General features: G+C 69.9%; 21 protein-coding genes. 9 read left to right on the plus strand and 12 right to left on the minus strand.

The window, feature by feature from the left end; all coding sequences use genetic code 11:
- Positions 1 to 21: 21 nt before the first annotated feature.
- From ABF401_RS14420 to ABF401_RS14445, 6 genes are all read right to left on the minus strand, one after another.
- Positions 22 to 1,005, minus strand: coding sequence for a quinone oxidoreductase family protein (locus ABF401_RS14420; protein ID WP_353510263.1), 984 nt, complete (start codon positions 1,003 to 1,005; stop codon positions 22 to 24).
- On the minus strand, positions 1,002 to 1,364 hold the full coding sequence (locus ABF401_RS14425) for a hypothetical protein (protein WP_353510264.1): 363 nt from the start codon (positions 1,362 to 1,364) through the stop codon (positions 1,002 to 1,004). Before ABF401_RS14425 ends, ABF401_RS14420 begins: the two co-directional genes overlap by 4 nt.
- Positions 1,361 to 2,224 carry a DODA-type extradiol aromatic ring-opening family dioxygenase gene (locus ABF401_RS14430; protein ID WP_353510265.1) on the minus strand — a complete coding sequence of 288 codons (864 nt, stop codon included), beginning with the start codon at positions 2,222 to 2,224 and terminating at the stop codon, positions 1,361 to 1,363. Before ABF401_RS14430 ends, ABF401_RS14425 begins: the two co-directional genes overlap by 4 nt.
- 35 nt (positions 2,225 to 2,259) lie before the next feature.
- Entirely contained in the window at positions 2,260 to 3,063 is an 804-nt protein-coding gene (locus tag ABF401_RS14435; RefSeq protein WP_353510266.1) for a citryl-CoA lyase, read from the minus strand.
- Complete coding sequence (locus ABF401_RS14440) at positions 3,060 to 4,301, minus strand: CaiB/BaiF CoA transferase family protein (protein WP_353510267.1); 1,242 nt, start codon at positions 4,299 to 4,301, stop codon at positions 3,060 to 3,062. Before ABF401_RS14440 ends, ABF401_RS14435 begins: the two co-directional genes overlap by 4 nt.
- 76 nt (positions 4,302 to 4,377) lie before the next feature.
- The gene (locus ABF401_RS14445; protein ID WP_353510268.1) at positions 4,378 to 5,187 is read right to left on the minus strand and encodes an IclR family transcriptional regulator domain-containing protein; all 810 of its coding nucleotides are present in this window, start codon (positions 5,185 to 5,187) and stop codon (positions 4,378 to 4,380) included.
- A 215-nt stretch (positions 5,188 to 5,402) separates the two neighbouring features.
- Between ABF401_RS14445 and ABF401_RS14450 the strand changes: the two genes are divergently transcribed.
- The 3 genes from ABF401_RS14450 to ABF401_RS14460 all read left to right on the plus strand — a co-directional run bounded on the left by ABF401_RS14450 (position 5,403) and on the right by ABF401_RS14460 (position 9,260).
- Positions 5,403 to 6,878, plus strand: a complete 1,476-nt coding sequence (locus tag ABF401_RS14450; RefSeq protein ID WP_353510269.1) for an amidohydrolase family protein — start codon at positions 5,403 to 5,405, stop codon at positions 6,876 to 6,878.
- A 13-nt stretch (positions 6,879 to 6,891) separates the two neighbouring features.
- Complete coding sequence (locus tag ABF401_RS14455; protein WP_353510270.1) at positions 6,892 to 8,484, plus strand: FAD-dependent monooxygenase; 1,593 nt, start codon at positions 6,892 to 6,894, stop codon at positions 8,482 to 8,484.
- A gap of 125 nt (positions 8,485 to 8,609) precedes the next feature.
- Positions 8,610 to 9,260 carry a TMEM175 family protein gene (locus tag ABF401_RS14460; protein WP_353510271.1) on the plus strand — a complete coding sequence of 217 codons (651 nt, stop codon included), beginning with the start codon at positions 8,610 to 8,612 and terminating at the stop codon, positions 9,258 to 9,260.
- A 20-nt stretch (positions 9,261 to 9,280) separates the two neighbouring features.
- On the opposite strand, the gene ABF401_RS14465 is transcribed toward ABF401_RS14460, so the two are convergent.
- Both ABF401_RS14465 and ABF401_RS14470 read right to left on the minus strand, forming a co-directional pair.
- Complete coding sequence (locus ABF401_RS14465; RefSeq protein ID WP_353510272.1) at positions 9,281 to 10,408, minus strand: sensor histidine kinase; 1,128 nt, start codon at positions 10,406 to 10,408, stop codon at positions 9,281 to 9,283.
- 5 nt (positions 10,409 to 10,413) lie between these two features.
- Entirely contained in the window at positions 10,414 to 11,154 is a 741-nt protein-coding gene (locus ABF401_RS14470) for a response regulator transcription factor (protein WP_353510273.1), read from the minus strand.
- 145 nt (positions 11,155 to 11,299) lie between these two features.
- Between ABF401_RS14470 and ABF401_RS14475 the strand changes: the two genes are divergently transcribed.
- From ABF401_RS14475 to ABF401_RS14490, 4 genes are all read left to right on the plus strand, one after another.
- Positions 11,300 to 11,506, plus strand: coding sequence for a hypothetical protein (locus ABF401_RS14475; protein ID WP_353510274.1), 207 nt, complete (start codon positions 11,300 to 11,302; stop codon positions 11,504 to 11,506).
- 23 nt (positions 11,507 to 11,529) lie between these two features.
- A complete protein-coding gene (locus tag ABF401_RS14480) occupies positions 11,530 to 12,183 on the plus strand; it encodes a CueP family metal-binding protein (protein WP_353510275.1) in 654 nt (217 codons plus the stop codon).
- 124 nt (positions 12,184 to 12,307) lie between these two features.
- Positions 12,308 to 12,748: an aromatic ring-opening dioxygenase LigA gene (locus ABF401_RS14485; protein ID WP_353510276.1), complete on the plus strand. Its 441-nt coding sequence runs from the start codon at positions 12,308 to 12,310 to the stop codon at positions 12,746 to 12,748.
- 175 nt (positions 12,749 to 12,923) lie between these two features.
- A complete protein-coding gene (locus ABF401_RS14490) occupies positions 12,924 to 13,559 on the plus strand; it encodes a LysE family translocator (RefSeq protein WP_353510277.1) in 636 nt (211 codons plus the stop codon).
- Positions 13,560 to 13,576: 17 nt separating this feature from the next.
- On the opposite strand, the gene ABF401_RS14495 is transcribed toward ABF401_RS14490, so the two are convergent.
- Positions 13,577 to 14,068: a hypothetical protein gene (locus ABF401_RS14495; RefSeq protein WP_353510278.1), complete on the minus strand. Its 492-nt coding sequence runs from the start codon at positions 14,066 to 14,068 to the stop codon at positions 13,577 to 13,579.
- Positions 14,065 to 16,407 (minus strand): molybdopterin oxidoreductase family protein, encoded by a 2,343-nt coding sequence (locus ABF401_RS14500; protein WP_353510279.1) that lies wholly within the window; start codon positions 16,405 to 16,407, stop codon positions 14,065 to 14,067. Before ABF401_RS14500 ends, ABF401_RS14495 begins: the two co-directional genes overlap by 4 nt.
- A gap of 118 nt (positions 16,408 to 16,525) precedes the next feature.
- On the opposite strand from ABF401_RS14500, the gene ABF401_RS14505 reads away from it, so the two are divergent.
- On the plus strand, positions 16,526 to 17,266 hold the full coding sequence (locus ABF401_RS14505; protein ID WP_353510280.1) for a YqjF family protein: 741 nt from the start codon (positions 16,526 to 16,528) through the stop codon (positions 17,264 to 17,266).
- Between the two features lie 17 nt (positions 17,267 to 17,283).
- On the opposite strand, the gene ABF401_RS14510 is transcribed toward ABF401_RS14505, so the two are convergent.
- Together ABF401_RS14510 and ABF401_RS14515 are read right to left on the minus strand one after the other, a co-directional pair.
- Complete coding sequence (locus ABF401_RS14510) at positions 17,284 to 17,781, minus strand: hemerythrin domain-containing protein (RefSeq protein WP_353510281.1); 498 nt, start codon at positions 17,779 to 17,781, stop codon at positions 17,284 to 17,286.
- 116 nt (positions 17,782 to 17,897) lie between these two features.
- Positions 17,898 to 18,416, minus strand: a complete 519-nt coding sequence (locus ABF401_RS14515; protein WP_353510282.1) for an SRPBCC family protein — start codon at positions 18,414 to 18,416, stop codon at positions 17,898 to 17,900.
- A 144-nt stretch (positions 18,417 to 18,560) separates the two neighbouring features.
- Here ABF401_RS14515 and ABF401_RS14520 point away from each other — a divergent pair, with 144 nt between their 5' ends.
- Complete coding sequence (locus ABF401_RS14520; RefSeq protein ID WP_353510283.1) at positions 18,561 to 20,123, plus strand: CYTH and CHAD domain-containing protein; 1,563 nt, start codon at positions 18,561 to 18,563, stop codon at positions 20,121 to 20,123.
- The last annotated feature ends 16 nt before the right edge of the window (positions 20,124 to 20,139 follow it).

A 20,139-nucleotide genomic window follows, 5' to 3' on the forward strand; every position in this document is an offset into this window, starting at 1 on the left:
CGGATCGAGGGCCCGTGGCACCTACGTGACCCGGACGACGATCCGGCGCCTCGCCAGACCGTCAGCCTGCCTGGCCCAGGCGTCGGGAAGGTCGTCCCACTCTACGGTCTCGTGGTCGACCGTGAGCCGGCCCTCCGCCGCATGGTGCAGCAGCGACGTCAGCGCCTCGCGGCGTTGGTCGTTGGTCAAGGAGTTGTTCGTGTACCCGAGGATCGCCGCGCTACGGCTGCGCAGGGTGGCCGAGGTGTACTGGGCGGTCGCGCCTGCTGAGCTGCCGAGGTTGACCAGGCGACCTCCCTCCGCCAGCACCTCGGCCGCAGCGGATCCCGGGACGCCGCAGAGCGGGTCGATGACGACGGAGACCGGGCCGCCACACGCTTGCTCGAAGCGGGCGGCGAGGCCCGCCACGTCCTCACCGGCGCGTAGCTCGACAACGTCGTCAGCGGCATACGACCTGGCGCGTTCGCGGGAGTCGGCGCTGCGCGCGGCGGCCACGACGCGACGGGCACCGAGGATCCGTGCCGCCTGCACGGCCACTTGGCCGACCACGCCACCCGCGCCGAGGACGAGGACGGTCTCGCCGGACTGGAGGCGGGCGCGCCACGTCAGGGACATCCAGGCGGCGATCGCCGACAGCCCGAGGCCGGCGACGAGCTCGTCCGTCACGCCGTCGGGGAGCGGGACCAGCTCGGCTTCGGTCGCGAGGGCGCGCTCGGCCAGGCTGCCGTCCCCAGCCGTCATTCCGGCCGACGAGGGGAACCAGACCCGGGTGTCCGGGGCAAGGTGGCTGGCCTCGACGATGGTCCCGACGCCCTGGACCCCGGGGACGTACGGGAGCGCGGGAGCCCCGAAGTAGGACGTGCCCGTCGCGCAGAGGACGTCCAGTGGCGTGATCGGCGCGGCCGTCACGGCGACGACGGCTTCGCCGGTCGACCGCGTCGGCGCGGTTGTCTCGACCAGCTCCGGCGGCCGACCGTGGGCGATGAGGTGGGCCGCGCGGATCATGTTGCGATGTCCGGGTAGGGCAGCGAGAAGTGGGCGAGCTTGGTGGCGTAGGCGAGCTGGAAGCCGAGTGGCTCGTCGTAGTCGCGCTCGAACATCGCGATGAACAGGGTGAGCGTGAGGAACGGGTGCGCGCCCAGCCGGAACAGCGCGGGATAGTCGTGGGTCGCGAGCGCCTCACGCTCTTCGGCGGTCAGCTCCTGCCATGTGCTCGCCTCGAGCGGTGGACACCCCAACAGGCGACCGGCCATGGTCTCCTCCCACCAGGCGACCGTCCCGACCGGGTCGTCCCGGTAGCGCTCGACGAGCTCCGGGTCCCGGTCGATGGTGAAGAGGAACTTGTCCAGCAGGTACCGGCTCACGAGACGGCTCCCTTCGGGTACCAGGTGAAGTAGGCCTCCATCGTGTGGAAGAGGTCGAGGGTGTCGACGTAGTCAGCAGCGACGTGGTCGCCCGCAACGCCCATCATGAGCATGAAGTCCATGAAGCCGTGGGTGGCGTTGCCGGGCGTGTGGAGACTGTCGAGCGTCACCTCGGCCAGGCAGCCCTCGATGTCGCCCTTCGCGATCCAGTCCACGGCCCTGCGGTCGAACTCGGGGTCGGGACCGTGCGGGCCGAACTGCCGCGGGCCGCCGAGCTCGAGGGACAGGTGCCCGGTCCCGATGATGGCCACGCGCAGGTGGGAGGGCCAGCTCTCGACGAGCCGGCGGATGGTGCGACCCAGCTCCACGAAGCGGGCCGGCTGGGGCAGTGGTGGCGCGAAGATGTTCGTGTAGATCGGTACGATCGGCAGATCCGCCTGTGGGCGCAGCGTGATGATCGGGCACGTGATCGAGTGGTCGATTCGCAGCTCGTTGCTGAAGGCGAGGTCGAAGCCTGCGTCGAGTCCCTGACGCAACAGGTGGGAGGAAAGGTCCACGTTCCCCGCGAGTCGCATTCGGGGCAAACCGAACTCGCGTTCCTCGTTGTACCAGTTGGCGTCATAGAACGGCGCCTTGCCGATGAGGAACTGCGGCATGTTGTCGAGCCAGAGCTGGTGGAAGTGGTCGCTGCCCACCATGACGAGCAGGTCCGGGTTGACGCGCGTGAGGGTCGCACGGAAGGTCTCGACCTTGGCGACCCACTCGTCCGCGAAGGGTGGCCTGGCATCACCCGTGGCGGTGCTGGCCCGGAGGTAGAAGGGGTGATGCGTCGAGGCGATGACGGCGACGACCTCGGCCATGTCTGGTGCCCTCCCGTGGGTTGATGGTGATGCGGTCAGTCACGTGGCTCCTCCGGCGGCACGTAGGTCGCGTGCCGGTCGACGGAGAGGTAGACGTCCATGCCTACGGGCCGGCGCTGCTCCTCCGCGAGCTGGCCCAACAGTCCCGCGGTCCGCGCGAGCAGCGCGACGCCACGCAGCATGGCGAGCGGGATGCCGATGTCGGCGAGGGCGGCGCCACAGACGCCGGCGCCGTTGAGGGGCAGGTGCCGCCCGAGGATGTCCTCGTGGACCCGGCCGATCGCGCCGAAGAGGCGCAGGTGGGGTCCCAGCGTGCCGGCCTCCTCCGCGATCGCCAGGAGGCGAGGGGTCCTCGGGTCCTCGACCTTGTGGACCGGGTGCCCGAGCCCGGGCACGTAGCTGCCTGCTTCGCGCGCCTCCCGGACGGCCATCCGTGCCAGCTCGTCCCAGCCGGACGTGTCGTCAACGGACGGAATGTCTGCCGTATGCCGCTCAAGCACCTTCGCGAGGAAGGTGCCGCAGTCTTCGGTGACCCCGAGAAATCGAGACCCGCCACCCAGCAGTCCGGCTGCGACTGCGCCTTGAAGCGCGTCCGGTGCCGAGAGGTAGGTCAGGCGGGCCGCGATGGCCGTCGGGGTGAAACCGTGGTCGGCGAGGGCCACGAGCACCGCCTCGAGGACCCGCGCCTCGCCCGGACTCGGGCGGCGGAGCGTCATGAGCCAGTACGCGAGCTCGCCGAAGCCGACGGATCCCATGAGGTCGGTGATGTCCTCCCCGAGCAGGGAGATCGTCGCCTCGGTGGAGACGCCGAGGGACGTCGGGTAGCCGGGCGTCGTCATGGGGCACCCCTCGTCGCCGTCGCGGTCGTGGGCTGGCCCGTCAGCCAGGCACGGATCTCGGCGTCGTGCTCGGCCAGACCAGGCGGGGGGAGCACGTAGCGGGCAGGCGTGGCAGAGAACGTGATCGGGTTGCGAACCGTGGGAACCGCCTGGTCTCCCTCGCCGACCGTGACGACGGGGTCGAGACCGATCTCGGTCGCGAAGCGGACTCCCTCCTCAACCGTGTTGATCGGGCCGCACGCGACGCCCGCATCCGTGAGGGCGCGGAACCACTCCGCTCGGGTCCGCCTCGCGAGGGCCGCGACGAGCAGCGGACGCAGCGCCTCCCGGTGGGTGTTGCGGTCCTGGTTGTGCTCGAAGCGAGGGTCATCGGCGACGTCGGGGATGCCGAGCGCGTCGCAGAGCCGGCGGAACTGGCCGTCGTTGCCGGCGGTGATGATGAGGTCGCCGTCAGAGGTCGGCAACGGCTCGTAGGGGAACAGGCTGGGGTGCGCGTTGCCCATCCGGTTGGGGACGTCGCCGCCGGCGACCCAGGCGCTCGACTGGTTCACCATCCCGGACAGGGCCGTGGACAGCAGGTTGACCTCGACCTGCTGCCCCTCGCCGGAACGGGCGCGGTGCTGGAGCGCTGCCAGGATGCCGATGGTCGCCTGCATGCCGGACATGACATCGAACACGGAGATCCCCGCGCGGTAGGGCGGGCCGTCGGGGTCTCCGGTGAGGCTCATCAGGCCGGACATCGCCTGGACGATGAGGTCGTAGCCCGGCAGGGACGCCCCGCCCCCGGACCCGAAGCCACTGATCGAGGCGTAGACGACGGACGGGTTGCGCTCGGCCACGGAGGCGTAGTCCAGACCGAACTTCCGCAGGCCACCGGGCCTGAAGTTCTCGATGACCACGTCGGCGCGAGCCGCAAGCTCGTGCGCGAGCGCTCGGTCCTCCGGATCTGCGAAGTCCAGCGTCACCGAGCGCTTGTTCCGGTTGATGGCCAGGTAGTACGTCGCCACGTCGCCGCGGGTGGGCGGCAACCAGGTTCGCGTGTCATCACCGCCCGGTGACTCGACCTTGACGACATCCGCCCCCAGGTCGCCGAGCAGCATGGTCGCGTAGGGTCCGGCGAGGATCCGCGAGAAGTCCGCGACGAGCAGGCCCGTGAGCGGACCGGACGAGCCGACACCGGCTCGAGCGCGGTCCGCGGCGGGCGCATTCGAGGTCCGGGAGTCACGCGGGTCCGCCACAGGGGCTTCCTTCCACCGTCCGTCTAGCGGACGAACGTCCGCGACCTTCCGAGTGTCTGACCGTGAGGGGACGCTGTCAAGAAACCGTGCGGGCCGTGGCCAGCGGAAGTGCGTCGCGTGCCGCGAAGTCGGCACTGATGTCCGCGGCGGTGCGAAGCAGGAGCGGAAGATGCGACCCCAGCAGGGTGTCCATCGACGTCTCGGCCGCGTGCACGGTGACGTTGGCGGCGGCAACGACCCGCCCCTCGCCGTTGCGGAGCGGGACGGCCACCGAGCGGACGCCCCGGGCGAGCTGCTCATCCGTCGCCGCCCAGCCCTTGGCGCGCACGTCTCGCAGGATCGCCTCCAGCTCCTCGCGCCCGGGGAGGTGCCGCGGCTCCACGCCGGAGCGGCTCGGCTGGGAGAGAGCCCGGTCGAGCTCCTCTCGGGACAGGTCGGCGAGCAGGACCTTGCCGAGCGACGTGGCGGGGGCCGGGAACCGGGTGCCGATGTGCACGGCGAGGGCGATGATCTTCGGAACCGACACGCGCGCAACGTAGACGATGTCCGAGCCGTCGAGCTGCGCGATGGAGCTCGACTCGTGTGTCTGGGCCACCAGTCGTTCCAGGTGCGGCCGGGCGACGTCCCAGAGGCCGACCGACTGGACGTAGGCCAGACCCAGCTCGAGGACGCGTGGCGTCAGCGTGTGGCGCCCCTCCACGGATCGGACGTAGCCCAGGGCCTCGAGAGTCCGAAGGATGCGTCGTGCGGTGGGCCGGGCCAGGCCGGCCGCGGTCGCCACGTCGCTGAGCGACATCGCTGTCGTGCCCGGCTGGAACGCCCGGATGACGTCGAAGCCGCGGGCGATCGACTCGATGAAGTCCGGATCGGCGTCGCGACGGGCCATGACAACCTCCCTACGGGTCCGCGGCGGCCTGGTGGCCAGGTCTGTCACCTGCCCGCGCTTGACGACGAGGAAGCCGGACGTTCGTCCGATTCGCTACGACTGTAGCCCAAGGCAGGAGGTCTTGACACCGCAACAGACCGGGAGGACGCTGACCTGAACGGGAGTGGACCGATCTGCGGACACTCGTCCGCGGTTGCGCGAGCGGGAAGGTAGCCATGACAGCACAAGGCCCCAGCGTCACCAGCAGCGACTTCGACAGCGGCCGGCCGCTCGTCCTCCGTGGCGGCACGGTCATCACCATGGATGCGGGCAGGACGGTTCTGCACGACGCGGACGTCCTCGTCGTCGGGACGCAGGTGGAGGCCGTCGGGCAGCACCTCGACGTGCCCGAGGGGACGATCGAGATCGACGCCAGGGACGGCATCGTCATGCCTGGCATGATCGACACCCATCGCCACATGTGGCAGACCGCCATGCGTGGCTACGGCGCCGACTGGACGCTGACCCAGTACTTCGTCTGGTACTACCTCCAGCACGGCAAGGCGTTCCGGCCCGAGGACATCCATGCGGGCAACGTCCTTTCGGCGATCGAGGCGCTCGATGCGGGGGTCACGACGAGCGTGGACTGGTCGCACGGGCTGCAGACGGTCGACCATGCGGACGCAGCCGTCGACGCGCTCGAGTCGGTCCCGGGCCGGTTCGTCCTCGCCTACGGCAACATCCAGGCCGGACCGTGGGAGTGGTCCGCGCAACCGGAGTTCCGTGACTTCGTCAGTCGTCGTTTCACCGGGTCCGACATGCTCGGCTTCCAGATGGCCTTCGACGTGACCGGCGACCCGGCCTTCCCCGAGAAGGCGGCGTTCGAGGTCGCGCGCGACCTCGATGCTCCGGTCACGACGCATGCCGGCGTCTGGGGCGCGACGAACGACGACGGCATCCGGCTCATGTACGAGAACGGGTTCATGGAGGACCGGACCATCTACGTTCACGCCGCGACCCTGACCGCTGACTCCTACAACCGCATCGCCGCAACGGGTGGCAACGTGTCGCTCGCCTCCGAGAGCGAGGAGACCTGCGGTCAGGGCTACCCGCCCAGCTGGGCGCTGCGAGCACACGAGATCAACACGTCGCTGTCGATCGACACATCCGTCTGGATGAGCGGGGACCTCTTCACCGCCATGCGTGCGACGGTCGGCTCGGACCGTGCCCGCGAGCACCTCGAGGCCCACGCGAAGGGCGAGACGGTCACGCACGTGCACCTGCACGCGGAGCAGGCGGTCGAGTGGGCGACCCTCGGTGGTGCCCACGCGCTCGGCTTCGGCGGGCGGCTCGGCTCGCTCGAGCCGGGCAAGCTCGCCGACCTCGTCCTCATCAAGAACGACGCTTCTCCGGCGATGTTCCCGCTGCTCAACCCCTATGGTCACGTCGTGTACCAGGCACAGCGTGGCGACGTGCACACCGTCATCGTCAACGGCCGCGTCGTCAAGCACGACCACGCCCTCATCGGGATCGACCTGCCAGCAGTGCGCCGCGAGGTGGAGAGCACGGTGGAGCACCTCCGGTCCGAGCTCGGCGAGGAGGCGTGGATCGCCGGGATGAATCCCGAGGTCCCCGAGACGAAGGTCCTCGACAACCCGTACCAGTACACGGACTACGCGTCCTCAGCGACGCACGCCACTCGGAACGAGTAGGACACCGAGTGCCATGACCGCCCGCCACGTCCCCGTCCTCGTCGTCGGCGGCAGCCTCGTCGGCCTGTCCACCTCCGTCCTGCTCGGGCACCACGGCGTGCCACATCTGCTCGTCGAGCACCACTCGGGGACGGCGATCCACCCCCGGGCGGCCTCCTTCCACCAGCGGACGATGGAAGTGTTCCGATCCGTCGGCATCCAGTCCGAGGTCGAGCAGGCGGCCGCGCTGGAGTTCGTCCAGAACGGCGCCATCGTCGCCGTGGAGAGCCTCGGTGGCCGTGAGCTCGCGACGTTCTTCGCGAACTTCAACGCCGGCGTCGAGGACCTCAGCCCGACGTCCCGGCTCTTCATCACCCAGGTCGGGCTCGAGCCGGTCCTGCGTGATCGCGCGCTCGCCCTCGGCGCGGAGCACCTCTTCGGGACGGAGCTCGTGTCACTGCGCGAGCACCCGGACCACGTTGCGGCGGTCCTTCGGCCGCGCGCGGGCGGCGCCGACCTCGAGATCACGGCCGACTACGTCGTGGCTGCCGACGGTGCCCACAGCAGGATCCGCGAGCAGCTGGGCATCCCGCTGGCCGGGCACGGGGACGTCGCCGACTGCGTGACGATCTACTTCAGGGCCGACCTGCGTGACCTCATCGGCGACCGCAACCTCAGCGTCGTCTACGTCAACCACCCGCACCTGCTGGGCTTCTTCCGCTTCGCCATCGACGCGCAGTCGGGCTTCCTGGCGGTCTTCGCCACCTTCGACGCCGACGGCGTTCGCGACAACAACGTCTCGCGGGACCTGGCACCCGACCGGTGCGTCGAGCTCGTCCGAACGGCGCTGGGGGCGGCCGACGATCGGCCCGTCGACATCGAGACCGTGCAGTACTGGACTGCGAGCGCCGCCACGGCGACGTCGTTCGGTCGCGGCCGGGTGTTCCTGGCGGGCGACTCTGCCCACGTCATGCCACCGACGGGTGGTTTCGGTGGCAACACCGGCGTCGCCGACGCCCACAACCTGGCGTGGAAGCTCGCTCTGGTGCACCGCGGCATCGCGGGCCCCGGGCTGCTCGACACCTATGACCAGGAGCGACGCCCCATCGCCGACCTCACGGTGGAGCAGGCCTACACCCGCTACGTCCTGCGCGTCGACCCATCGCTGCCGAAAGAGGATCTCCAACCAGCCCTCGACGACCCGTCGATCGAGCTCGGGGCGGTTGTCGCGTCATCCGCCGCGGCAGGCGCAGACGTACCGGAGCCGCCTCTCGAGGACCCCCGGGATGGCACGTGGAGCGTCGGCGCACGGGTCCCGCACCGCTGGCTCGACGAGGACCGATCGGTGTCCACCCTGGACCTCGTCTCCGACGGCTTCGCCCTCGTCGTGCCTCCCGGACACGCAGGGTACGATCCGGCGGTCGAGCAGATCGAGACCGGCATGGGACTGCGCGTGAAGCTCCACCACCTCGCTGTGGGCTCGGGCGTCGATGCGCCCGGCGCCGTTCTGATCCGACCGGATGGCGTCATCGCCTGGGCCTCCGCCGACGCGGAAGCCGGCGCCGCGAGCCTGCCCGACGCTCTCGCCGCACTGCTCTCCACGCCGGCGCAGGTGGCGTCAGGCTGACGGCGCGCCACTGCGGGAGGAGAACGACTCTGCCGTATGCCGCTGGGCCGGCTCAGCGGCATACCGCTGACACGCGTGGGTGGTCGGGTGGATCCTGCAGGTAGGGCGGCAGGAAGGAGACCCTCGTGAGCCGGGAAGACGAGTGGCCGGTGCGCCAGCTGCGCATGGGCCGGATGGAGGCGTTCAGCGATGGCGTCTTCGCCATCGCGATCACCCTGCTCGTGCTCGAGATCACCGTGCCGGAGGGCTCGGACAGCGACCTGCTGCGAGCGGTGCTCGACCAGTGGCCGTCCTACTTGGCGTACGTGGTCAGCTTCGCGACCGTCGGCGCGATCTGGCTCGCCCACACGGCGATGAGCGAGTACCTCCATCACGGCGACGTGTGGCTCCTGCGGATCAACCTCCTGCTCCTGCTGCTCGTCTCCTTCCTGCCCTTCCCGAGCCGCCTGCTCGCTGGAAGCATCGGCAACCCTGACGCAGCGAAGGTTGCCGCCACGGTCTATGGGCTCACGCTGCTCGGCTCGGCCCTCGCGATGTCGGCGCTGTGGCGACATGCCCGGTCCCGCAACCTGGTCCGGCCCGATGCCGGCGACGAGGAGGTCGTCGCCCTCACCCGCAAGCTGACACCCGGTCTGGCCGGCTACGTCGTCATGATCGCCCTTGGGCTCTTCCTGCCTGTCGTTGCGACCGTGGGCTACCTGCTCATCGCCGTGTTCTTCATCGTCCCGATCCATCGGATGAGGCGATCAGCGGCAGTCCGAGCGGAGGGCGGTTAGCGCCTCCTCGAGTGGCCCGGTCAGGCACAGGGCAGGGTGAGGGTGAAGGTCGACCCTTCGCCGGGACCGGCGCTCGAGGCCACGAGACTGCCCCGGTGCGCATCGGCGATGGCGCGGCTGATCGTCAGCCCGAGGCCGGAGCCACCCCGGTCACGGTCCCGCGCGGTGTCGCCGCGGTAGAACCGCTCGAAGACGTGCGGCAGCTGGTCGGCGCTCATCCCGTCGCCGGTGTCCGCGACGACGATCTCGACGGCGTCGTGGACCGCCCGGGCGGACAGCTGCACCGCACCGCCCCGAGGCGTGTGGCGCAGGGCGTTGGCGAGCAGGTTGTCGAGCACCTGGCCGATTCGCCGCGGATCGGCCTCAACGTGCACGTCCGGCGCCGCGTCAGGCCGGACGTGCAGTTCGACGCCCTGGCGAGCAAAGGCCTCGCGTCTGGCTTCGGCCGCCGACCAGATGAGCTCCGGGACTGGCGTCGGAGAGAGGTCGAGGGCCAGCCGCCCCTCCTCCGCTCGCGACACGTCGTCCAGGTCGGCGGCGAGCCGGGCCAACCGCTCGGTCTGCTCGGTCATGACCCGCTCGGTGTCGGCGTTCCACGTCGTCACGCCGTCACGCAGTCCCTCGCAGTAGACCGTGAGCGTCGCGATCGGTGTGCGCAGCTCGTGGGCCAGGTCGGACAGCAGGCGCCGGCGGGTGTCCTCCGTCTGCTCGAGCTGACGTGCCATGAGGTTGAACGCGTGGCCCAGCTCGTCGAACTCGGTTCCGGCGCCCAAGGGTCCGACCCTGGCCCCGAAGTGGCCTCGCGAGACCTCCCGGGCCGCGTTGGCCAGGGCATCGAGCGGCGCCTGCATGCGACGCGTCACGTACCACGTGACCGCAGCAGCGCAGGCCAAGGCGATGACGAGGGCGACGGCCAACGAGACGAGCGAGGCGTCACGGTACGCCTGCTCGATATGGGCCAGCTGCGGCGAGTCGGGCGCCTGACCCGCCTCGAGCAGATGCTCGTGGAAGAGGGGCGGCCCGAACAGGGCAGCCACAGCGCCTGCCGTGACCACACTGGCGCCGAGGACGAGGACCTGTGCGAGCAGGAGCCGCGACGCGAGCCCGCCGCGTCCGCCCAACGAGCGGCTCGTTCTCACGCCACTCATCGCGCTCACCCCCTGCCCATCCGGTAGCCGACGCCCCGAACGGTCTCGATGTACCGCGGAGCGGCGGGATCGTCCCCGAGCTTGCGACGGATGTGGCCGATGTGGACGTCGACGATGTGCTCGTCGCCGACCCAGGCGATGTCCCAGACCTCATCGATGAGCTGGCGCCGCGAGAAGGCGTACCTCGGCCGGGCCGAGAGCACGTCGAGGAGGTCGAACTCGGTCCGGGTCAGTGCGACTGGCTGCCCAGCCACGGACACACTGCGCCCCGCCGGGTCGATGGACAGCTCCGCGAAGACCCGAACCGGCTCCTCGTCCGGCCCGCCGCCGTCACCGGCCGCACCGCCGCGGCGGCGCGGACGACGCAGCACTGCCTGGACCCGGGCGACGAGCTCGCGGGCGCTGAAGGGTTTGGTGATGTAGTCGTCGGCACCGACCGTCAGGCCGACGATGCGGTCCACCTCGTCGCCTCGCGCGGTGAGCATGAGGACATAGCAGTCCGAGAAGGTCCGCACCTGGCGGCACACCTCGATGCCGTCGAGACCCGGAAGGCCGAGGTCCAGCACGATGACGTCGGGATCGAGTTCGCGGGCCAGGGACACCGCGTCCGGTCCCGTGTAGGCCTCGGACACGGCGTAGCCGGCCCGGGTCAGGTAGGAGCCGACCATCTGGGCGAGCGCACGTTCGTCGTCGACGACGAGCACCCTGGGCGTGGACGAGGCGGCTTCGGGCCGAGGGGAGTCCATGGCGCCAGTCTGCTCGCTCCCGGGCCGCCACACGGGCGCGCGTCCCTTGGAGCGCGAACTTCGTCAAACCTTCAGGGAATCCTCGCGGAGTGGAGACCCGGCCGACGGAGCATGAATCTGGAGGGCAGCTGGCCGAGGTGAGGAGATGGTCATCATGATGGGACACGGCTGGGGCTACGTCGCGTGGTGGATGTGGGCGTTCATGCTCGCCGGCACCATCGCCTTCTGGGTGTTCGTGGGCTATGTCGTGCGGACGGTTCTGTTGGACCGTCGACCGCGGGACACCGGCTCGCCTGCAGGGTCGGAGCGGACGCCTTCATCAGACCTTCATGGACCCTTTGCCGAACGCTGAGGGTGCTCGGGGACAGTGATGCCGTGACCAACCGACAGCGCCCAGCCCACCGCCAGCACCGGACCCGCCGCGCCCCCCTCGTGGTGGCGGCAGCCGCCGCCTCCACGCTCATGCTCGTCGCGGGCTGTGCCAGCGGCACAGGCAGCCCGACGAACCTGCCGCAGGCCGCCGCATCCTCCGTGGCCGCGCCGGCCGACTCCACGGCGCAGGCCATCCTGACGAAGCTCGGCCAGACCGGTCGCAGTGCCACTGAGGTCATCGAGGCCCTCGACCAGAAGAGCGGCGAGCGCCAAGGCGACGTCCTCGCGTCGGTCCGCTACGACTCGCTCGTGCTCAAGGACGACTCGGGCGAGTCGAGGATCGAGCTGCCGGACGGACAGTTCTACCTGTCGGTCGCGCCGTACGTGAGCCAGACCCACGAGTGCTACTACCACAGCCTCACCACGTGCAAGGGCGAGCTGGCCGACCAGCCCGTCGATGTCACGATCGTCGACTCGGCTGGCAAGACCCTCGTCGACGGCCCGGCCCGGACCTATGCCAACGGCTTCGTCGGGTTCTGGCTGCCCCGGGACATCGAGGGCACCATCACCGTGACGCACGAAGGGCGCACGGCGACCTCGGCCATCTCCACCGGTCGAAAGGCACCGACCTGCCTGACGACCCTGCAGCTGACCTGATTCCGTCCGAACTGCCGCAGGGCATGCGCCAAGGACACGCCGTGACGGGGGAATTCGACATCCACCCAGTGAGTCCCGTTGGGCGCCATACTGAGCCGCACTGTTCACCTAGAGAGGAACGCGCATGCCCGGCCGTACCGCAAGAACCCTGGGGACGATCGTCGCCATCGTCGGCATCGTCATGATCATCGCTGGCGGCATCACCTACTACATGGTCCACAACGAGCTCAAGGCCGCCAACATCACCGTCGCCGAGGACGCTGCCTTCCTCGCCGGCGACGAGGTGGACGGTCCGTTCTCGGCCTACGCCCAGGCCCAGATCATCGACAAGCACGCCCTCGAGGCGACCGGCGGCAAGACCTACGCCCAGCTGGACCGCGACGACCCGCTGCGCCAGACGGCGATGTCCGCATCCTTCCTGCGTGCCTCGCTCTTCACGTCGGTCGTCGCCTTCGGCGTCGCCGCCATGGCCATCGTGCTCGGCCTGATGCAGGTGTTCATCGGCTGGGCGCTCGTCTCCCTCAGTCGCAAAGAGGCTGTCGCCTACGAGCGGGCACCTGCCTGACCAGGGCGTAACCCGCACAAAGCCAACCAAGCCGTATGCCGCTGAGCCAGCTCAGCGGCATACGGCTGCGTTGTTCGGTGGCACAGTCCACAATCAGGGACTTCCTTCCCGGGAAACGTTCACCAGGCGGAACGGGGGCTGGTCATGCTGTCAGGAGCCATGTCACTCTTTGCTCATGACGTGGCAGACCTACGGCTCCTTCGCGCTGTTCGCCCTGGTGGTGACGCTCGTTCCCGGGCCTGACTTCGCCGTGGTCGTCAGGAACGCTGTGTCGGGGGGTCGCCGCCGCGGGCTGGCGTCGACCGCGGGAGTCATCTGCTCGAGCGCGATCCAGGGGACCGCTGTGGCCCTCGGCCTCGGTGCGGTGATCGTGGCGTCAGAGCCGCTCTTCGTGACGATCAAGTGGGCTGGGGTGGCGTACCTGCTCTTCCTCGCCGTCCAGGCCCTGCGGAGTGCGATGCGAGCGACCGACGTCCACGCGCCCTTGGCCGGCACGGCAGGGGGCGGCCGAGCGGTCATCAGGGGACTGCGCCAGGGCTTCATCTCGAACATCACCAACCCCAAGGTGCTGGCCTTCTATCTCGCCGTGCTTCCGCAGTTCCTTGCTGCTGGCGGCCAGTCTCCTTGGCAGGCAGTGCCTCTCGCCCTGACCCACGCCGCGATCTCCGCGCTATACCTGGCGTTGGTCGTCGTGGCGGTTCACCGGGCCCGGTGGGTCCTGTCGCGGCAGCGCGTCCGGCGCTGGATGGACGGGCTCACGGGCGCCGCGATGCTCGGGTTCGGCGTCCGGCTCGCCGCGGAAGGCCCCTGAGGAACGCCGGCGACGTCTCAGCCGGAGGCGAGGACCTGAGGTGCGCTGACCTTGATGTGGCTGCGCAGCCACTTCGCCGTTCCCTCGGCTTCCTCGTGGCATGACGTGACGACCTTCTCCAGCTCGACCTGACGGGCCGCGCGGGCGGCCTGAAGGAGCATCACCCAGCTGATCTCGACGCGCTGCGCGATGAGATAGGCGTCCCGCAGGTCGAGCAGCAGCATCATCCCGCTCGCCTCCGACCGTCCGAGAGCGGTCGCAGTGGCGCGTCGCAACCGGTCGGTGAGCCCGCCCACTGCGCTGCCGGACTCGAGGTTCGGTGCGTCCGCGCCGAGCTCGTCGCCGAACGGTTCCAGCCGGCCGAGACGCTCGCGGCTCTGCTCGGCGAGCTGGTGCCCGAGGTGGTAGACGTCCTGCTCGGTGGCATGTTTGCCGGCAAGCTCGGCCAGCTTCTTCGCCAGGTCCTCCTCCGCCTCGGTGACGAGCTCGATGGCCTTGTCCAGCTTCACGAGGACACCTTCCTCACGCTGACTGCGGCGAGCTTGACCTGCGGCTGCTTCGAGACGGGATCCCAGGCCGTGATCGTCAGCTCGTTCGCGGCGGTGGGGTGGCGTTCCTCGGCCCTCGCGCTCGCGGTCAGGTCCTCCATGCGATCCCAGTAGCCGTAGTGGAACGGTGCGAAGACCACGCCTTCTCGTGAACCCGTGATGCGGGCGGGCGCCACGAGATGCCCACGAGCGGACTCGACGCGCACGAGGTCACCTTCGGCGATGCCGAGCGCCTGCGCATCTGCGGCAGCGAGCTCGACCCATGGCGAGGGCGCCGCCTCCTGGAGCTGCGGTGCACGCCCCGTCTTGGTGCGGGTGTGGAAGTGATACACCCGGCGACCGCTGGTGAACAGGAACGGGCGTTCCTCGCTGACCGGCTCGTGGGGCGGGTGGTGAGGTGCGGCCCTGAGCATCGCTCGGCCGTCAGCCCCGATGTCGGCGTGGTCCTTGCGCTCGAAGGCTGCGCCGGTGGTCAGGTCATGGCCGTAGTCCTCGCAGTAGTCGGTCTGGGTGTTGAACCGATGGTCGGTGTAGAGACGCTCCGTGCCCTCGGGCGCGTCGGCGTTGCAGGGCCACTGGATCCCTGACCCGCCGCGCAGCTTCTCGTAGGTCAGGCCGGTGTAGTCGCAGGGCCGCCCTCGCGTCACCTCCTTGAAGGCCTCGAAGCACTCCTCTGGTGTGTGCCACCTGACGAGTGGCCCACCGTCCTTGTCGGTGAGACCCAGCCCCGCGGCATACGCCATGAAGATCTCCAGGTCGGGCCTGGCCTCACCCGGTGGGGCGACCGCTCGCTCCGACAGGTGCACCGTCCGGTCGTGGTTGGTGAACGTGCCGAGCTTCTCCCCCCAGATGGCCGCAGGCAGGACGACGTCGGCCAGGGCCGCCGTCTCGGTGAGGAACGCGTCGCTGACGACGAGGAAGAGCCGGTCCTGTGCGAGGATCGACCGGATCCGGTGCAGCTCGGGCAGGGAGACCGCCGGGTTGGTGCCGCTGACCCAGAGGAACCGGATCGCGCCCTCCTCGGCATACCGCATCATCTGCATGACGTGGGTCGGCGGCGCCCAGGACGGGATCTGGGCCGGCTCGACGTTCCAGAGCCGCGCGAGCTCGGTCACGTGTTCCGGGTTCTGCCAGTTGCGCATGCCGACGAAGTCACCGTCGGCGCCGGTCTCGCGGGTGTTCTGCGCGGTGGGCTGGCCGTTGAGCTGGAACACAGAGCAACCCGGCTTGCCGATCATGCCGCGCAGCAGCGTGATGTTGTTGACCTGACAGGCGGACGCAGTGGCCTCGTGAGACTGGTAGACGCCCTGAAGGCACGTCGACACCAGCCTCGTGCCGCTGCCGATGATCTCCGCGGCGCGCTCGATGTCGGCCGCAGGGACGCCACAGATGTCCGCGACGGTCGCGGCGTCGTAGTGGCGCACGACCTCGGCGAGCCGCTCGAAACCGACCGTGTGCCGGGCCACGAAATCCGTGTCGATGGCACCATCTCGGATGAGTGCTGCCTGGATGCCGTTGAGCAGCGCGAGGTTCGTCCCCGGGCGGATCGCCAGATGCACGTCCGCTCGCTCGGCGACGGGGGTCCGCCGGGGGTCGACGACGACCAGCCGCGGGGGCTCGGGACCGTCCAGCCGGTCAAGAGTCCGCGCCCAGAGCACGGTGTGGGTCTCGGCCATGTTGTGCCCGACGAGGAACAGGGTGTCGCACAGGTCGAAGTCGGTCAGGCTCCCCGGGGCACCGTCGGTCCCGAAGGACTCCTTGAGGGCGAAGTCGGAGGTGGCGGTGCACATGCGCGTGTTGGCGTCAAGGTGCGGTGTGCCGATGCCGGCCCGAGCGATGATGCCGAGCGTGTAGTAGTCCTCGAGGAAGAGCTGGCCGCTCGTATAGAAGCCCATCCCGAGCGGGCCATGGCTGGTGAGCACCTCGCGCGTGTGCTCGACGACGAGCCTCATCGCGTCGTCCCACGAGGCGGGCCGCAGCTCCCCGTCGACTCGGAGCAGGGGCGTCGTGAGCCGGTCGGGGGAGCGGTTGGCCTGCCAGCCGTACAGTCCCTTCGGGCCGAGCCGTCCGTGGTTGACACGGTCCTGCTCACGACCTCGCACGCCCACCATCCGGCCGGCCTGGACCGCGATGTCCATGCCACAACCGTTCGAGCACAGCACGCACGCGGACTGGTGCCACTCGACCTCCGACTCGCTGACGCCGTCATCGAGGAACATGTCGACGCGGCTCGGCCACGTCTCGCCGGCACGGTGGGGACTGCGTGTTCCCCAGATGTCCTGGATGCGATCGGTGCTCATGGCTCTCTCCCACGGGACCGCAGCAGGCGCGCTGCGGTCCCTGACCATTTCTCTACCCGCGCGGCGCCTGACCGGAACCCGTGATCGGGTCCGCACCGTCACTGGGTACGGTCCAGGCATGGCAGGCCCGAGGGCAGAGCAGCGCGTCACCGCGCCGGTCCTGCGAACGTCGTGGCTCGAGGCCGGCTTCGTGCATTGGCGAGTGCCGCCACCCTCGATTGACGCGCTGTTGCCGCCGGGCCTCACTGCAGATGTCCATGACGGGTCGGCATGGGTCACGCTGGTCCCACATGTCATGTGGGACCTGCGGCCGCTGGGGCTCCGGCTGCTGCCGGACCTCTCGCAGCTCCCCGGACGGTGCCTGCCCGATCTCTCGAGCGCTCCGGAGATCAACCTGCGCACCTACGTACGCGGGCCGGAGGGAAGGGATGGCCTGTGGTTCCTCTCGCTGGACGTGGCCAATACGGCTGTGGCCGCGGCTGCTCGCGCCTTCGTCGGTGCCCCCTACTTCGCGTCCCGGCTGCGGATCGAGCGCAACGGCGGCTGCGTGCGGTATGCGGGGGCCCGCGCGGGACGGCCCGAGCTCTTCGACCTGACCATCGAACCGGGTGCACTCATCGAGCCGTCCGAGCGGGACGACTGGCTGACCGGGCGCTGGCTCGCCTACACCAAGCACCTGGGCAGCCTTCTGGCCACGCCGGTCGAGCACGAGCCCTGGCCACTGCGGTCAGGGACGCTGCGGTCCTGCAGCGAGAGCCTCACAGCTGCGGCGGGCCTGCCCAGCGTGGAGGACCCCGTCGTGCACTTCTCCGATGGCGTGACCAGGGTGCGCGTCGGGCTGCCCCGGGTCGTGCGGTGAGCGGTCCCCGGCTGACCTCACGAGACGACGGCGTCGACCGCCTTCTTGAGCGCGCTGGGCTGCGCTGGTGAGCGGGGAGCGCGCTTCTTCGCCTCCAACAGCTGTGTGCCGAGTTCCTGGAGCTGCTTGCGCCCGAGCTTGTCACGCACCTTGGGGAACCATTCGCTCTCCTCTTCGTCCATGTGGTGCGTGACGTTCTCGATGAGGACCATGGTCTTGGCCCTGAAGCGCTCGTCGGCCGGGCTCATCCCGTAGAGCTCCATCGTCAGCACGTCGGCCACGTGGTGCTCCTCGTAGGACTCGAGGATCTCGTCCTCGAGGTCGGGCAGCAGGGCGCGGACCTGGGGGTACATGACCTCGTTCTCGATGTAGGTGTGCACGGTGAGCAGCTCGATGACCTTGCCCACGATCTGGCCGCGGCGCGCCTCCGTGGTCGAGCTCTTCTCGAGCTCGCGGAAGAGGGCGCGAACCTCGCGGTGGTCGTCGCGAAGGATGACGATGGCGTCGGTGGACATGGTGCCTCCTCGGTGGCGGGTGGACAAGCGCTGTGCCGGCTCGCCGAAGGCGGACCAGCACGACCATGGGTTACCCCGTCGCGCGCCGTCGTAGCGGCCGCAGCGCCGATCCGCCCTCAGGGCTCGTCCGAGGTGAGCCCCCGGAGCTGCTCCTGCCAGTAGGCCTGCTGCGCCGGGTAGTAGTCATCCCAGGCCGCGAAGTCCCTGCCCTCCAGCACGGCACTGAGACGATCCAGGTAGTACTCCCACCCGGGCCCGTAGCTGCTCGCTGCCTCGTCAGACGGGTCGACACCCTGCCGGAAGACCAGCGTGGTGACGCCCTCGGTCTCCATGAGGTCGACCATGAGCCGCCAGGAGGTGCCCGCCTGGAACGCCTCGACGTCGAGGTGGGTCGGTGGCTCACAGCCATGGATCAGCACGTCCTCGGGCTCGCTCGCGCCCTCGGCGGTCATCACGAACGCCACTCGCCTGCCTGCGCCGGGCTTCCCCGTCCAGGTGCCGATCCAGCGACTCATCTGATCCGGGTCCACCATGGCGTCCCACACCTTCGCGACCGGGGCGCCGAAGGTGCGCTCGATGACGATGACGGCTCCGCTCACCGACTGCACGACACGGCCGGTTGCTTCCATGGTCATGCGCTGTGCTCCTCGCTCTTGGCTGGGCTGTCGCTCCAGTCTCCGACGCGTGCCCGCCCGAGGTCCACCCGCTCGCATGGGCCGCGTCCGGCTCACCGGGTTCCGCCGGTTCCGTGGCCGGAAGAGGTAGGGCAAGGTGGGGGTATGGCTGAGGATCACGAGGAGATCGAGCGCAAGTACGACGTCGGTTCGGACGTCGTGTTCCCGAACCTGGCTCTCGTCGAGGGAGTGGGCTCGGTCCGTCAGCCGGAGGAGCTCCAGCTCGAGGCGGTCTACTTCGATACGCCGGAGCTCGACCTCGCGCGCAAGGGCCTGACCCTGAGACGGCGCATCGGGGGCGGCGACGCCGGATGGCACCTCAAGCTGCCTCGGTCCGGCGACTCCCGCACGGAGGTGCACGAGCCGCTCGGGGATGCCGAGGACGGCGTGCCCGCCGCCCTGCAGGCCCGCGTGCGCGGCATCATCCGCGACCGTCCGCTCGTCCCGGTTGCCGAGGTGAACACCCTCCGGCGCGAGTACGCGCTGCAGGACGGCGACGGCACCATCATGGCGACGGTCTGTGACGACGAGGTGCACGCGACCGTGCTGGCCGTCCCGCAGGGCCTCGAGGGCTCGAGCCGTTCCGGCGCGGTGCAGACGTGGCGCGAGTGGGAGCTGGAGCTCGACGGCGCGGCCGGGGACCTGCTCGATGTCGTGGAGGAACACTTGCTGGCCGCGGGTGCCTCCCCGGCCACGGCCGCGTCGAAGCTGAGCCGAACCCTCGGCGACGTGTCGCCCGAGACGCACGCACAGCCGTCGGACAAGGAGCTGCGGAAGGGCACTGCCGGGCAGCTGCTCGTGGCGCGCCTGGCCGAGCACATCGCTCGGCTGCAGGCCCAGGACGCGGCCGTGCGGACCGGTGAGGCCGAGGGCGTCCACCAGCTGCGGATCGCCGCACGTCGGCTGAGATCGGCGCTCACGACGTGCCGTCCCCTGCTCAACCGCGAGGTCACCGACCCCGTGCGTGACGAGCTGCGCTGGCTCGGGGAGGTGTTCGCCCCGGCTCGGGATGCCCAAGTGTTGCGGGAGCACCTGAACGATGAGCTGGACCAGCAGCCCGCTGACCTGGTGGTCGGCGCGGTGGCCGCCCGGGTCGAGGACCAGCTGAGTGCCGACTTCCAGACCGGTCGCGAGCGCGCCCTGGAGTCGCTCGACAGTGCCCGATACCTGCGCCTGCTCGACGCCCTCGACGAGCTGGTCGCATCACCCCCGTTCACCGAAGAGGCAGACGCGCCCGCCAGGAAGGTCATGCCTCGACTCCTGGCGCGCGACGCCAAGCGGCTGCGCCGGGAGGTCCGTGCGATCGACTCGGCCGAGGATTCGACGGCACGCGACCACGCCTTCCATGAGGCGCGCAAGAAGGCAAAGCGCCTGCGCTACGCCGCCGAGATGGCCACACCTGCGTTGGGCAAACGGGCCCGGTCCCTGACCAAGGCGACCAAGAAGATCCAGACGGCACTCGGGGTGCACCAGGACACGGTTGTCGCGCGACAGCGGCTGCGCGAGCTGGCCATGCAGGCGCATCTGGCTGGGGACAACGCCTTCACCTATGGGCGTCTGCACGCGTTGGAGCAGGCCCGGGCCGACGGTGTCGAGGCGGACTTCGAGGACCGCTGGCGCTCGTTCCGCCGCAAGCAGCTGCGCCGCTGGACCGGGAAACCGGCTTGAACCACGGGGCCGACGG

This window comes from Intrasporangium sp. (assembly GCF_040414665.1).
Classification (GTDB): Bacteria; Actinomycetota; Actinomycetes; order Actinomycetales; family Dermatophilaceae; genus Intrasporangium.

Excerpts from the sequence above, each read along its gene's own strand:
- ABF401_RS14420 (WP_353510263.1), bottom strand. The coding sequence starts at position 1,005 with ATGATCCGCGCGGCCCACCTCATCGCCCACGGTCGGCCGCCGGAGCTG.
- ABF401_RS14430 (WP_353510265.1), bottom strand. The coding sequence starts at position 2,224 with ATGGCCGAGGTCGTCGCCGTCATCGCCTCGACGCATCACCCCTTCTAC.
- ABF401_RS14435 (WP_353510266.1), bottom strand. The coding sequence starts at position 3,063 with ATGACGACGCCCGGCTACCCGACGTCCCTCGGCGTCTCCACCGAGGCG.
- ABF401_RS14445 (WP_353510268.1), bottom strand. The coding sequence starts at position 5,187 with ATGGCCCGTCGCGACGCCGATCCGGACTTCATCGAGTCGATCGCCCGC.
- ABF401_RS14450 (WP_353510269.1), top strand. The coding sequence starts at position 5,403 with ATGACAGCACAAGGCCCCAGCGTCACCAGCAGCGACTTCGACAGCGGC.
- ABF401_RS14455 (WP_353510270.1), top strand. The coding sequence starts at position 6,892 with ATGACCGCCCGCCACGTCCCCGTCCTCGTCGTCGGCGGCAGCCTCGTC.
- ABF401_RS14465 (WP_353510272.1), bottom strand. The coding sequence starts at position 10,408 with ATGAGTGGCGTGAGAACGAGCCGCTCGTTGGGCGGACGCGGCGGGCTC.
- ABF401_RS14470 (WP_353510273.1), bottom strand. The coding sequence starts at position 11,154 with ATGGACTCCCCTCGGCCCGAAGCCGCCTCGTCCACGCCCAGGGTGCTC.
- ABF401_RS14475 (WP_353510274.1), top strand. The coding sequence starts at position 11,300 with ATGGTCATCATGATGGGACACGGCTGGGGCTACGTCGCGTGGTGGATG.
- ABF401_RS14485 (WP_353510276.1), top strand. The coding sequence starts at position 12,308 with ATGCCCGGCCGTACCGCAAGAACCCTGGGGACGATCGTCGCCATCGTC.
- ABF401_RS14490 (WP_353510277.1), top strand. The coding sequence starts at position 12,924 with ATGACGTGGCAGACCTACGGCTCCTTCGCGCTGTTCGCCCTGGTGGTG.
- ABF401_RS14500 (WP_353510279.1), bottom strand. The coding sequence starts at position 16,407 with ATGAGCACCGATCGCATCCAGGACATCTGGGGAACACGCAGTCCCCAC.
- ABF401_RS14505 (WP_353510280.1), top strand. The coding sequence starts at position 16,526 with ATGGCAGGCCCGAGGGCAGAGCAGCGCGTCACCGCGCCGGTCCTGCGA.
- ABF401_RS14510 (WP_353510281.1), bottom strand. The coding sequence starts at position 17,781 with ATGTCCACCGACGCCATCGTCATCCTTCGCGACGACCACCGCGAGGTT.
- ABF401_RS14515 (WP_353510282.1), bottom strand. The coding sequence starts at position 18,416 with ATGACCATGGAAGCAACCGGCCGTGTCGTGCAGTCGGTGAGCGGAGCC.
- ABF401_RS14520 (WP_353510283.1), top strand. The coding sequence starts at position 18,561 with ATGGCTGAGGATCACGAGGAGATCGAGCGCAAGTACGACGTCGGTTCG.